Origin of the sequence: Thalassospira sp. CH_XMU1458 (assembly GCF_037027205.1) — a bacterium.
Taxonomy (GTDB): domain Bacteria; phylum Pseudomonadota; class Alphaproteobacteria; order Rhodospirillales; family Thalassospiraceae; genus Thalassospira; species Thalassospira tepidiphila.
The window spans coordinates 660307-673260 of record NZ_JAYMDW010000003.1 but is presented as its reverse complement, the minus strand read 5'-3'; the positions used below and the strand labels follow the sequence as shown (position 1 = coordinate 673260).

The window sequence follows — 12954 nt, the reverse complement described above, 5'->3', positions numbered from 1 at the left end:
ATAGTAACAAGGCCCCTAATAATCGTGATGTACCTATTTAATATTGGTTAATCAAGATGTTTAACCCACGATTAAATTCGCCACCACGTTGTCTTCGCTCAAAAATCCCCCCCCAACGGCCACTCTTTCCCATTCGGGCCGTGCGGTCAATCCTTTGCAGCATTCCGCTATTGAAGCGGTAACATATTGATATCCTGCTTGTAGGCCAGCTCGGACGTCAGCGCGCGCGCACGATCCGGCGTCATTTCTGACAGAACCGCTGCGGTGTTGGCTTCGCGCATGCCCAGTGCGACCTGCAAAAGAATATCCATATCAAGATCGTTCCAGATGCGAGCCGCATCTTTCGGCTTCATTTTTTCATAAACGCTGATCAGCTTTTTGATCCGATCGTCTTCCTGCGCTTCCTTGGTTTCGACCAGACCTTCGATGGCCGATTTAAGGGATTTCATTTCCTCGATCTTGGCATCGATGCGCGCCTCGGCGGCGGCAATCAGGCTTTCGCGTTCGTCAAGGCGCTGCTCCTTGCGGTCCAGCTCGACACGGCGGACAGACAGGTTCTGCAACAGGTCAATTTCTTCCTGGGTGAAAAGGGTCGGGTCACCGCCCAGCATCGGCGGCACGTCAGGGTTACCCGTGACACCGTCAATCGGCTCACCTTCCATGGTCAGTCCTTCCGGGTTATCCAGACCCGGATCGCCATTTTCCGGTGTTGCGGCCTGTTCGGCAGCAGGATCGGGTGCCGGTGCCTGCGCCTGGGCCATCTGCACCACGCTGACACCTTTATTCTCTGCCGTTTCCTGCTTGGCGGAGTCATACGAAAACAGGTTGACCACCCGCATCGAAAGCACCATCACGCCAACCAGAACGACCAACGGCAGAATACGCACACCTGACATTCACACACCCAAGCATGTCGGCACAAAGTGCCCATGCTCCTTCCCGATTGATTTCTGTCCGTTCCAGTGGAACGGGATCCTACCCATTAGATATATAGAAAACTCGCAATCTCAAGACCGACAACAACGCAAATTCGTTGCTTGAAACTTCCTATCGAACCGACCGCAAGGCCGCCAGCAATTCACGTTCTGCCTCGGAACGTCCCGCATCTTCATCCTGATCATAGGGATCGGACACATCCGCCCGACTGCCATATGATCCCCCCGAACGCGCGGGCTCTTCACGGTCATAGCCATCATCGACCGGGCCATTTCCCCCGCGCTCGATCTCGCCGACCATTCTGGCGGCAAGTTCTTCGGCACGGGTTTCAACACCGACGCGATCACGGTCGTCAATTACATCATTGCGGTCTTTGGCCGCCTTCATCCGCCCAAGACCGGCATTGCCAGCCCCGGCCGATTTTCCGCCATCACCGCCAGCAGCGATGCCATCGGCCGCATTTCCAGCGGTACGACGCACGGAATTAACGTCGCGCGCAGCCTTTTCCAGACGGTTGGCAATGCTTTCACCGCGATCGACCATAAAGCTCAGGTCTTCGTTCAGCGCGCCGGCCTTTTCAATATCCTCACGCAGCCGTTCGCCAGACTGCTCCGCCATTTCCTTAAGGGCGGTGATCGACGTTTCGGCGCGCTCATTGGCGGCATTGAAAGCGGTCAGGAAGTTCTGCATGTCTTCGCGGCTACGCCGAAAAGCTGCCAGCTTGCGGTTCAGAATAATCGCATAGACAATCGTTGCCCCCAACAGCACGATCATCACAAGATCCAGATAGAACGCGAAGTCCATCAGCTAGTCTTCCTCGTTTATGCGCGCACGATCACGAACCTGAATGGCAATCCTGTCACCCTTGCGCCCCATCAACCCCTTGAACAACGGCACATCCCCGCAGCGAACCTCGACAGGCGAGGTCGGACCAGTATTAAGAACCAGTCTGTTCCCAACTTCAAGGTTGAGGACATCGCCAAGGGCCATGATCTGTTCATCAAGAACCGCCAATAGATTAACATGGGTCTGCCACAGCTCATTTGCGAGGTGGTTTTCCCAAATGGAGTCACGACCGAACTTTTCCCCCATGAACATCTGAAGAAGAAGTTCACGCACCGGTTCCAGCGTCGCATAAGGGATCAGAAGTTCAAGTCGACCACCACGGTCTTCCATGTCAATGCGAAGCTTGGCCACAATGGCGGCGTTGGCATGACGGGCAATGGTGGCAAAACGCGGGTTTGTTTCAAGGCGTTCAAAGCGGAATGTCACCGGGCTTAGCGGGTCAAACGCAGCCGAAAGGTCACCAAGAACCACGTGGATCATACGTTCCACAAGGTTACGTTCAATCGTGGTGTAGGGACGACCTTCAATACGCATGGCCGCCGTACCGCGACGCCCACCCAACAAAACGTCCACGATGGAATAAATCAGCGCTGAATCGACGGTCAGCAGCCCGTAGTTATCCCATTCCTCTGCCTTGAAAACACCAAGCATCGCCGGCAACGGGATCGAGTTCAGATAATCACCGAAACGCAGCGACAGGATATTATCAAGCGAGACTTCGACGTTATCGGATGTGAAGTTACGCAGGGATGTCGACATCATACGCACAAGGCGGTCAAACACGACTTCAAGCATCGGAAGTCGTTCATAGGCCACCATCGACGAGTTGATGATGGCCTGAATACCCGACTGATCGCCTGCACCCGAACCGTCATCAAAGCCGAGAAGACTGTCAATTTCGTCCTGGTTCAGAACGCGCGCAGATGTACCGCCGCCCATGGCTTCGGCCATATCGTCGCCGCCGCCATCATCGTCGCCGTCATCATCGCCGAGCATGGATTCCCATTCGGCGGCCATATCCTCGCCGCCGTCGTCTCCACCCTCGTCATCGCCGCCTGCCATGGCTTCCCATTCAGCGGCGAGAGCATCATCATCTTCGTCTTCATCAGCCATCAGCGATTGCTTCCTGAATTTGGCACTCGGGCTGCTACAAGATTATTGTACCAGCATTTCCTTGAACAAAACGTCGTTTATTTTCGCAGGCTTGGCCGCGGCACTCACCCGGATCAAAAGTTCCTCGCGCAATCTGAACATCCCTTCGGAGCCGGAAAGATCCTCTGGACGCAGTTCGCGAAGATAGACCTGAAAGTTGTCAACAATGCGCGGCATCATCTGTTCGACCTGCGGCAGCATTCCCTGATCGGCGACTTCCAGACTGACACGGATTTTAAGGTAGCTCTGCTTTCCGCCACCGGTATTCAGATTGACCAGAATTTCCGGCAAGTCGACAAAGCCGACATTTTCCGGAACGCCCGGGTCATTTTCAATCGAATCCTCTGTGATGACTTCCTCGGTCTGCTCGCCACCGCCACCGGTCAGCATGTCTATCACCGGCTGAAGCATGCCGGTGAAATACGCCGCCGCAGCACCGCCCAGCAAAAGCAGCACAAGCAGAATGACCACGACCAGCATCTTCTTGCTTCGGCCACCGCCACCCTCGTCCATTTCGATTTCGTCGACGTCGTCACCCATCGCTTCGCGAATTCCTGCGTTTGAAGTTCTATCTTCCTGATCCAGCAAACACTGTGCCGGATTAAAAGCCATAACGCTATCACGTTAAAAATATGTTGCGTTTCGGTCTATTGGTGATTTGTCACAGCGGCAAATATTCCCATCTCAGCGCCATATGTTCAGCTCGGGCACGCAAAGCAATAGCTTGTTGTGGCCATCCCGGAATAAATTGCCGGATCGGAGTATCCGGCTTGTGGTGCAATTGTAAGATGCCCCTGCACCACCCTGGACACCGGACATGTTTTGCCGACCTCCCCGGTCACCCGGCAATCCTTTGCCCATAACGGCAGTCGGCAACGGCACTTTCAGTCAAACCACCGCAAAAAATGACCGGCAACAAATGCCGAACTTAAAATTTATTATTTTAAATCAATTACTTAATCAAACTGGCACGCAGATCGCATTCCTGATGGTCAAGTTACAGTCCTGAAAGGGAAATTCGACCATGGAAAACGTTTCATACATTGCACTGTCTCGTCAGAAGACGCTGCGCAGCATGATGAACAACCTGTCGCAGAACATGGCAAACATGAACACGACCGGTTACAAAGAGCAGCGCATGATGTTCACTGACTGGATCGCAAAGAACAAGGACGCGCCGTTCCGTGGCGAACGCGAAATCTCGCTGGTTCAGGATATCTCGCAATACAGAAATACCACTGTGGGTAACATTGAACATACAGATCGTCCGCTTGATGTCGCGCTTAGCCAGCCGGACATGTTCTTTGCCGTCGAAACGCCAGCCGGTGTCCAATATACCCGTTCGGGCAACTTTTCCCTCGATCCGGGCGGCCAGCTGATCACCAATGACGGTTTTCCCGTGCTGAGTGATGCCGGTCAGCCACTGTTCTTTAACGAGGCAGACGGCCAGATCGAGATCAAGGGTGACGGGTCCATTTCCACCGATATCGGCCAGATCGGCAAACTTCAGGTCGTTACTGTCGATAACGTGCAGGAAATGATCGTCACCGGGAACACCCTTTATCGTGCGCCGGAAGATGAAAATAACGCAGACGCCGTCGAGCTTGTCGAGAACCCCGGCATTGTTCAGGGCGCGCTGGAAAAATCCAACGTCAATCCAATCAGCGCCATGACGCAGATGATTGACGTTCTTCGCACGTATCAATCGGTCAGCCGTTCTCTTGAAAGCGAGAACGAGCGTATGCGCAACATGATCAACAAACTCGGGGATGTCCGCGCCTGAACCGGCAGTGGCACCCGATAGATAACATCGAATTATAGCGCAAAATCTGCGCAATCGAAGGAGAAGACAGATGCGGTCACTTGATATCGGCGCTTTGGGCATGCAGGCTCAGTCCACCAACGTGGATGTGACCTCGCACAACATCGCCAACATGACCACCACCGGCTACAAGCGCCAACGTGCGGAATTCCAGGATCTGCTTTATCAGGATTTGCGTCGCGCAGGCTCGCCGTCATCGGACACCGGCACGATCGTGCCAACCGGCGTTCAGGTTGGTCTTGGTGTGAAGACCGCCGCCATCGGCCGCTACATGGGTCAGGGTTCGCTGACCATGACCGAGAACGAGCTTGATATTGCCATTCAGGGCCGCGGGTATCTTCAGATCGACCTGCCCAGCGGGGAAACGGCTTATAGCCGTGATGGTACGCTTAAACTTGATGCCAACGGTGCGCTTGTGACCAAGGACGGCTTTGCGGTTCAGCCGGGCATCACGGTGCCTGCCAATGCGCGCTCGGTAACCATCAACTCCAACGGTGAAGTTTTTGCCGAGATCGATGGTCAGGTTGCCCCGCAGAACCTTGGTCAGCTTCAGCTTGCGACCTTTATCAACCCGCCGGGTCTTAACGCGCTTGGCGACAACCTGTTCCTTGAAACCGAAGCATCCGGCCAGGCCAATGTCGGCGCCCCGGGGGATGTTGGCTATGGCACGGTTCAGCAGGGATATCTTGAATCCTCGAACGTCAACGTGGTTCAGGAAATCACCAACCTGATCAAGGCGCAGCGCGCTTATGAAATGAACTCCAAATCGATCTCGACCACGGACGAGATGATGAGCGCCGTCAGCAACCTGCGATAATTTCCGGTTCTGAAGGCATTTCGTTTGCGCAAGTCGCGGTCCCATGATCTGCGAACTTGCGCAAACTGTATTTACGCGATTTATACCGTTCCGTGGTACAGTAGGCGGATGAAGATAAAGAACATAATCCTCGCGCTCGCACTGTTGTCCGCATTTGCATCTCTGCCCCCATTGACAGAGAGCGCTTTGGCGCAATCATCGCAAGGCAACAACCTTCGCAACAATCAGCCGAGCAATTCTTCTGTCTTTCTCAAACCTGATGCCCTTGTCGAAGGTCAGTATGTGACCTTGGGTGATCTGTTTTCCGGGCTTGATCCTCAACAGCAAGATATTGCCGTCGCCCATGCGCCACAGCCGGGCAAACAAACCGTTCTTGATTATCGCTGGCTATACGGAATTGCCCAGCGCCACAATGTCGAATGGCGTCCGCGCACAACAGCCGATCAGGTCCTGATCACCCGCGCCAGCCAAGTGATTACCATGGATGAAATCCGTGAAGCGGTCGAAATCTCGCTGGTTGACTATGGTATTCAGCGCCCCTTCACGGTCGATCTTTCGAGTGACAATTTCCAAATTCATCTGCCCGTAGACGCCCGAAACAGCGTTGATGTCAGTGCCATCGAGGTCAATTCACGCACCCAGCGCTTTGTTGCCAGCGTCACAACCGGCGCCCAGACGGCCCAACAGCGGACATATCGGATCAGCGGTAAATATTACCCGCTAACAAGCGTTCCCGTCTTGGTCGAGCCAGTATCGCGCGGTTCCGTCATCCGTGCCGATCAGGTCGAATACCGTGATTTCCGGTCCGAGCGAGTTCCAAACGGGGCCATTCGCGACATCAATGATGTTATTGGCAAGGAAGTCATGCGGCCCAGCAATCCCAATGAACCCTTGATGTTCCGGGATCTGAGCAACCCCATTCTGGTCCGTCGCGGATCGCTTGTGATTATTCGCCTGGTCACTGCCAACATGTCCCTGACCGCACGCGGCAAGGCAATGGAAGACGGATCACTTGGCGATGTCATTCGCGTGGTCAACCAATCGAGCAACAAGACCATTCAGGTCGAAGTCGTTGCCGAGAACGAAGTCCGCGCCCTGCCCGCTCTGTCGCAGTAATCCGCGCCGCAAAATGCCACACAACCCGGCAAGCTTTTCCTCTTATACCAGCTGATAATTGGCACGGTACTTGCGTTAAGAAATGCAGGAACCCAGGAGGAATTCATGCCTACTAAAATCACCCAGATATCTTGGCGGCGCATTGCGCTTGTCAGTTCGCTCATCGGGGCAACAGCATTGCTGTCAGGCTGCAACGCGATGAAACGGCTTTCCGAAGTTGGCGAACCGCCAAAGCTGTCGTCCATCGATAACCCGACACAGTCAGAGGCCTATCGCCCGGTAAGTTTGCCGATGCCGGCCCCGCAGGTTGCTGAACGCAACCCGAACTCACTATGGCGTGCCGGCGCACGGTCCTTCTTCAAGGATCAACGCGCAAACCAGGTTGGCGACATCCTGACCGTGGTTGTTGAAATGGAAGACCGGGCAGCGCTTGCCAACACGACAGTACGTTCGCGCACCAATTCCGAGGATCTCGCCGTTCCGAACCTGTTCGGCCTTGAGGCAGAAATGACCAAGGTGCTGCCCGAAACCATCGATCCGACCTCGATGCTGGATTTCGACAGCAACACCTCAAACCGGGGTGCCGGAACTCTTGATCGTAACGAAGCCATTGATTTGCGCGTTGCGGCCATCGTTATTCAGGTTCTGCCGAACGGCAACTATGTCATTCATGGCCGTCAGGAAATTCGTGTGAACAGTGAAATTCGCGAAGTTCAGATTGCCGGTGTTATTCGCGCCGCTGACATCAGCTCCGCAAACGAAGTCAATTACGACAAGATTGCTGAAGCCCGTATCTCATACGGTGGACGCGGGACGATTTCCGATGTTCAGCAGCCGCGCTATGGCAGTGAAGTTCTTGACATCATTCTGCCGTTCTAACATCTGAAAAGTCTTGTGGTTCAATCCCGTTTTCCGGGTTCCGGTTGACCACATGGCGAAGCGTCCAAAGGTCACCTTCGGGTGGCCTTTTTCGCATCAGAGCGACACAAAAACGAAAAGCCCGGCCAGAAGGCCGGGCTTTTGTGATTTTGGTTATCCCTAACCAGTAATCTCCCACCATGTCATGTCGTTGCATGACGGGGATCGGCCAAGCCAAATCCCAAGTATTTTTTTCCACCCGGCGCGATCAATCGTCGCGACGTGTGCGCTCCATCCGTTCGTGGCGTTCCTGGGCTTCGATGCTCAGGGTCGCAATCGGACGAGCTTCAAGTCTTTTCAAGCTGATCGGCTCGTCGGTTTCTTCGCAGTAACCATAAGATCCGTCTTCAATTCGACGCAATGCAGCATCAATTTTTGAAATAAGCTTGCGCGCCCTGTCACGAGTACGAAGTTCAAGTGCCCGGTCAGTCTCTGCCGACGCGCGGTCGGTAAGATCCGGTTCCTGAAGCCCGCCATCTTGCAGGTTCGCTAATGTTTCTGAAGATTCATGCAGAAGTTCTGCCCGCCAGGTCAAAAGTTTCTGGCGGAAATATTCCCGCTGACGCGGGTTCATGAACTCTTCGTCCTCAGCAGGACGATAGTCAGGTGGTAAAGTGATAGTCATGTATGCCCTCTATACAGGACTCATCGATCGCGCGGCAATATAGAGGCCACGCGCCAACGGTGCAAGCCGATTGAACAAATAAATGCCAATCACCCCTCAAAGGCGCAGAATTCTGCGATATTTCTATGGAAAATACCTTTGATTAAACAATCAGATCAGGCCGGAAACTTCAAGTTTCGCCAACTCAACCCGGGCGCGAAGATCAATCTCGTCGAGAACAGAAGATAGTTCTGGATCATCAATCATTTCGCGCTGCTGGTCGAGCAAACCGACCAATTGCTGCAGGCGTGCGGGAGATAATTGGCCACTTAGCAAGCCGTCTCTCACAGCTTCAAGCTGCTCGAGCATGCTTTTTGCGCGCAACATCGCGGCCTTTTTAGGCGAATCCAGTGCATCCCCGCTTTGCTGGAGCGCAAGCAAGGCATCAAGGATATCGCCGATTTCGAAGGCGTGCGTGACAACATGCTGGTGGGTTATGGCCTTGTGGTTGGCTTGAATGGTACCGGCGATGATCTGGGCGATGCAGAATTTACCCGCCAAAGCATGGTCGCGATGCTTGAACGCCTCGGCATCAACGTCCGCGACCAGATCGAAGACCTTGAGTCTGATAACATCGCGGCCGTGATGGCAACCGCAACCCTGCCTCCGTTTTCGCGTCAAGGGTCACGCATTGATGTCAATATCAGCGCGATTGGCACTGCTGAAAGCCTGCAGGGCGGCACGCTGCTTGTGACTCCGATGGTAGGTGCTGATGGCGAGGTATATGCTGTGGCCCAGGGTAATCTCGCGGTTGGCGGTTTTTCCGCAGGTGGCAATGCTGAAACCATCGTCAAAGGCGTTCCGACCTCGGCACGTATTGCCAATGGCGGCATCGTTGAACGGGAAATCGACTTTAACCTGAATTCCATGCAGGACATGTCAGTCGTCCTGCGCAACCCGGACTTCACCACCGCACGCCGTGTCTCCGAAGCAATTAATGCCTATCTGGGTGAAGTTGCTGCACGCGCCAGCGACCCGGGTACCGTGCGGCTGAACATTCCGGAACGCTACAATCAGAATATTGTCGCCCTTCTGACCGATATCGAACAGCTTCGCGTTGAACCCGATCAGATCGCGCGTGTGGTGATTGACGAAAACACCGGCACCATCGTGATGGGCGAAAATGTCCGGATCAACCGTGTCGCGATTGCGCAGGGCAACCTGACAATCCGTGTCACCGAAACGCCGCAGGTTTCCCAACCCTCGCCCTTTTCGCAGGCCGGCACAACCGAGGTTGTAGACCGCACCAATATCGAGGTCGATGAGGGCGAAGACAATCAGTTGGGCATCATGAACGGCGGTGTCAGCCTTCAGGAACTGGTCAATGGCCTCAACAGCCTTGGCGTTGGTCCGCGCGACATGATCACCATCCTTCAGGCCATCAAGACGTCTGGCGCGCTTCAGGCTGAAATCGAGGTGATGTGATGATGACCGACAGCACTGCCGCTCTGATGGCGCAGGCACAGGCCAGCGCACAATACGGCAAGCAAAACAATATCGCGGCCCGCATGGATACACTCACCGATGGGCACATCAAGACCGAAGCACAGGCACGCAAGGCTGGCGAGGAATTTGAATCGATGTTCCTTGGCCAGATGCTCAGCCACATGTTTGCCGGCATTGAAACCAACGAAATGTTTGGCGGCGGGCATGGCGAGACGATGATGCGTTCAATGCTTGTTGATGAATACGCCAAAGAAATGTCCCGCGCAGGTGGCATCGGAATTGCAGATGCCGTTACACGCGAAATCCTCAAAGTCCAGGAGGGATGAAAATGACCACCCAAGAGCTGGTTACCGAACTTAAAAGCGTCACCTATGACCTTATGTCCCTGCTGGAACGTGAATCCAGTGAACTGCGTAGCCTGACATCTGCCGAATATGAGCAATTCCTGTCGGAAAAATCTGCCTTGGCAATGCAGTACGAGCAATTGGTCGTGAAACTGCGCAGCCGTGGTGACGAACTCCGCGCCATGTCCGAAGAGGAACGTGAAGAGCTGCGCGAGCTTCAGGCCGAGTTCCAGCAAGCTGCGCGGCGCAATATGAACACGCTACAGGCGGCCAAGGCGACCAACGAACGCGTGGTTCAGGCTATCGTCCGCGCGGTCAATGACAAATCCAAAGAAGAATGCACGACCTATACCCGCTCTGCCACCACCAGCAAGGCGTCGCTCGGCGGTTATGGTCGCACGATCAATAAGTCCGGTGGCGCCTATAGCGTCAACGAAACGCTCTAAGGGTAAAGGCAAAGATCATGTCACTTACTCAGGCACTCAATACTGCGATCTCTGGCCTTAACACGGCACAAGCCCGCATTGCGATCACGTCTTCGAACATTTCGAACGTGAACACCGAGGGCTATTCCAGAAAGATCGCCGGTCAGGAGACCCTGTCGCTTGACGGTGTCGGTGCCGGCTCCCAGGTTGCTGACATTTATCGTAACGTCAACGAGGGCCTGGTACGTGAAATGCGCGGCGAACTGGGTAAAGCCGGTCGCGAAGAAGCACGTTATGAGTTTTTCATGCGTGTTCAGACCCTGTTTGGCACCACCCAGTCTGATGCTGCGATCAGCCAGCGCATCAACGATCTGGCCGACGCGTTTGAACAGCTTGGCGTCACCCCGGACCAGAATTCCCCGCGTGTCGAAGCCATCGAAAGCGCAATTCAGGTCATGGAATCGTTTGAGCGGCTCTCAAGCCAGCTTCAGGATCTGCGCGATGACATCGACGACCAGATCACCGATGAGGTGAATAGTGCCAACACATTGCTGACGCAGATTTCTGAGCTCAATACCGGCATCATTCGCCTGAACAACCTTGATCAGCCAACGACAGAGCTTGAAGATCAACGCGATCAGAAGCTTAATCAGCTATCAAAGATCATCGATATCACGACCTTCAGCCGTAGTGATGGTTCGATCGTCGTGTATTCCGCGGCTGGTGCAAACACTCTTCTTGATCGCACCCCTAACAAGCTCTCCTTTACACAGACTGCCGGTTTCGAACCGGGTACGGGTGGCTCGGGTGTTTCACTTGATGGAGAAGACATTACGGATACGCTGCGCACAGGGACCCTGAAGGGTCTGTTCGAGATGCGCGATTCCGAAATTCCGGCGTTGAATGACCAGATCAACGAACTGGCTACTCAACTGCGCGATGCCATCAATGAAGAACATAACAAAGGCACTTCGTTCCCGCCGCCAGCAAACCTTTCGGGCACACGCACGGTTGATGGCAGCGATCCGTTAACAGCGACCGGTGCATTTCGCGTTGCCGCACTCGATCAAAATGGTGACCTTGTTGCCACTGACAGCTGGGCTGACATTGCCCTGCCAACAACACCGGCAACGGTTCAGGGCATCGTTGATGCGATCAATGCCTCGGATGCTGGATCGTATCTGACGGCATCACTGGTGGACAATCGGCTGGTTATCGAAGGCCAGGATGGTAACCGCGTTGCCATTAACGAACTAGACAGTGAGATCACGCTGAGCGATGGTCGTGAGCAGGGCATGTCGCACTATTTTGGTTTGAACGACTTTGTCACGACCACCAAAAGATCCGATGTCATGACCTCTGCCGCGCAACAAAGTTCGACCAGTGCGCTGGGTGTGACGGCAAGTTCATTTACAATCAGTGCAGGCACGGGTGCGCTTGCCGGAGCGGGTATTACAGTCAACTACACTGCAACAGACTCGCTTGAAGATATCCGCGACAACATCCGCACAGCACTTCAGGGTGCAGGCTTCACCGCCGCTGCGGCCGAAGAAGCTGCGTTCATTGTCGAAGATGGTAACCGTTACCGTCTGGTCATTGAATATAATGCCAACCTGACGATCGATGACTCGGGTACGTTGTCCTCAAAGATCGGCTTCACCGAAGATCGTCCGTCCCTGTCTGGCAACATGGATGTCGCCGCTGCAATCAAGAATGATCCCTCGCGGATTGTGCGCGGACAGATGAATGCGGACACTTACAATACCTCGACCGCAATCATCGATCCGGACGCGGCCATTCCTAACTTGGGCCCGCTTGTACCGCCGCCGGTCAACTATACACTGACTGTCAGTGGCAATTTTACAGATGTTGATATCGATTATGATACCAACACTTCGCTACAAGACATCGCTGATGCCATCAACAACAGTGCGACGCTGACGGACAACAATATCACTGCTGAGGTCAAATTCGATAGCCAGTTGGGTGGTTATAAACTCCATGTCATAGATGCGGATGGCGATCCGTTCTATTTCAGCGACGATGGCCTGCCCAACGCAGATGCACTCACGACCGTTCTGGGGCTTGGCATCACTTTCGGCGTTCATGAAGGCGACAACAGTGCCGCAAACTCGATCAGTAATGCCTTTGAACGCACCGATATCCAATTCGGCGCGACCGATGGTCTGTCGGGCGAACGCACATCGCTAACCGATTATGCAGCAGGGATCGTGGCAACCGCAGCGACAAAAGCCAGCATTGCCGAAAGTTCCTATGATTTTCAGGACAATCTGGTGGTTGACCTTAGCACCCGCATTCAGAACGAAGCCGGCGTCAACCTTGATGAAGAGATGTCGGATCTGGTGATTTTTCAGCGTGCCTACACCGCCTCTGCCCAAGTGATTACCACGGTTGAGGAAATGTTTGATGCACTGCTCAATGCAGTTTAAACTGCATGATTATGAAAT

14 protein-coding genes are annotated in these 12954 nt (G+C 54.1%); 8 read left to right on the top strand and 6 right to left on the bottom strand.

Going from position 1 to position 12954, the window contains the following annotated elements; genetic code table 11:
- Nucleotides 1–167: 167 nt before the first annotated feature.
- From WBY09_RS17110 to WBY09_RS17095, 4 genes are all read right to left on the bottom strand, one after another.
- Complete coding sequence (locus WBY09_RS17110; RefSeq protein WP_197146878.1) at nucleotides 168–896, bottom strand: MotE family protein; 729 nt, start codon at nucleotides 894–896, stop codon at nucleotides 168–170.
- Between the two features lie 151 nt (nucleotides 897–1047).
- Complete coding sequence (locus WBY09_RS17105) at nucleotides 1048–1740, bottom strand: DUF6468 domain-containing protein (protein ID WP_286790917.1); 693 nt, start codon at nucleotides 1738–1740, stop codon at nucleotides 1048–1050.
- A gap of 3 nt (nucleotides 1741–1743) precedes the next feature.
- Nucleotides 1744–2895, bottom strand: a complete 1152-nt coding sequence (fliM, locus tag WBY09_RS17100) for a flagellar motor switch protein FliM (protein WP_063087511.1) — start codon at nucleotides 2893–2895, stop codon at nucleotides 1744–1746.
- Nucleotides 2896–2937: 42 nt separating this feature from the next.
- Nucleotides 2938–3474: a flagellar basal body-associated FliL family protein gene (locus WBY09_RS17095; RefSeq protein ID WP_008890398.1), complete on the bottom strand. Its 537-nt coding sequence runs from the start codon at nucleotides 3472–3474 to the stop codon at nucleotides 2938–2940.
- Nucleotides 3475–3958: 484 nt separating this feature from the next.
- On the opposite strand from WBY09_RS17095, the gene WBY09_RS17090 reads away from it, so the two are divergent.
- From WBY09_RS17090 to flgH, 4 genes are all read left to right on the top strand, one after another.
- Nucleotides 3959–4717 (top strand): flagellar hook-basal body complex protein, encoded by a 759-nt coding sequence (locus WBY09_RS17090; RefSeq protein WP_336233380.1) that lies wholly within the window; start codon nucleotides 3959–3961, stop codon nucleotides 4715–4717.
- Nucleotides 4718–4787: 70 nt separating this feature from the next.
- Nucleotides 4788–5573, top strand: a complete 786-nt coding sequence (gene flgG / locus WBY09_RS17085; RefSeq protein WP_008890400.1) for a flagellar basal-body rod protein FlgG — start codon at nucleotides 4788–4790, stop codon at nucleotides 5571–5573.
- 186 nt (nucleotides 5574–5759) lie between these two features.
- Nucleotides 5760–6689: a flagellar basal body P-ring formation chaperone FlgA gene (gene flgA / locus WBY09_RS17080; protein ID WP_336233379.1), complete on the top strand. Its 930-nt coding sequence runs from the start codon at nucleotides 5760–5762 to the stop codon at nucleotides 6687–6689.
- Between the two features lie 105 nt (nucleotides 6690–6794).
- Nucleotides 6795–7568, top strand: coding sequence for a flagellar basal body L-ring protein FlgH (gene flgH / locus WBY09_RS17075; protein WP_063087507.1), 774 nt, complete (start codon nucleotides 6795–6797; stop codon nucleotides 7566–7568).
- Between the two features lie 247 nt (nucleotides 7569–7815).
- Here the strand turns inward: flgH and dksA are convergent, their stop codons facing one another.
- Together dksA and WBY09_RS17065 are read right to left on the bottom strand one after the other, a co-directional pair.
- A complete protein-coding gene (gene dksA / locus WBY09_RS17070; protein ID WP_008890403.1) occupies nucleotides 7816–8232 on the bottom strand; it encodes an RNA polymerase-binding protein DksA in 417 nt (138 codons plus the stop codon).
- A 150-nt stretch (nucleotides 8233–8382) separates the two neighbouring features.
- Nucleotides 8383–8652, bottom strand: a complete 270-nt coding sequence (locus WBY09_RS17065) for a flagellar assembly protein FliX (RefSeq protein WP_336233378.1) — start codon at nucleotides 8650–8652, stop codon at nucleotides 8383–8385.
- Nucleotides 8653–8694: 42 nt separating this feature from the next.
- On the opposite strand from WBY09_RS17065, the gene WBY09_RS17060 reads away from it, so the two are divergent.
- From WBY09_RS17060 to flgK, 4 genes are read left to right on the top strand one after another with little or no spacing between them, the layout of a single operon-like run.
- The gene (locus WBY09_RS17060; RefSeq protein WP_336233562.1) at nucleotides 8695–9696 is read left to right on the top strand and encodes a flagellar basal body P-ring protein FlgI; all 1002 of its coding nucleotides are present in this window, start codon (nucleotides 8695–8697) and stop codon (nucleotides 9694–9696) included.
- Between the two features lie 2 nt (nucleotides 9697–9698).
- The gene (locus WBY09_RS17055) at nucleotides 9699–10043 is read left to right on the top strand and encodes a rod-binding protein (RefSeq protein ID WP_245228008.1); all 345 of its coding nucleotides are present in this window, start codon (nucleotides 9699–9701) and stop codon (nucleotides 10041–10043) included.
- 2 nt (nucleotides 10044–10045) lie between these two features.
- A complete protein-coding gene (locus tag WBY09_RS17050) occupies nucleotides 10046–10507 on the top strand; it encodes a hypothetical protein (RefSeq protein ID WP_157194018.1) in 462 nt (153 codons plus the stop codon).
- Nucleotides 10508–10524: 17 nt separating this feature from the next.
- Entirely contained in the window at nucleotides 10525–12936 is a 2412-nt protein-coding gene (flgK, locus tag WBY09_RS17045; protein ID WP_197146873.1) for a flagellar hook-associated protein FlgK, read from the top strand.
- Nucleotides 12937–12954 lie beyond the last annotated feature (18 nt).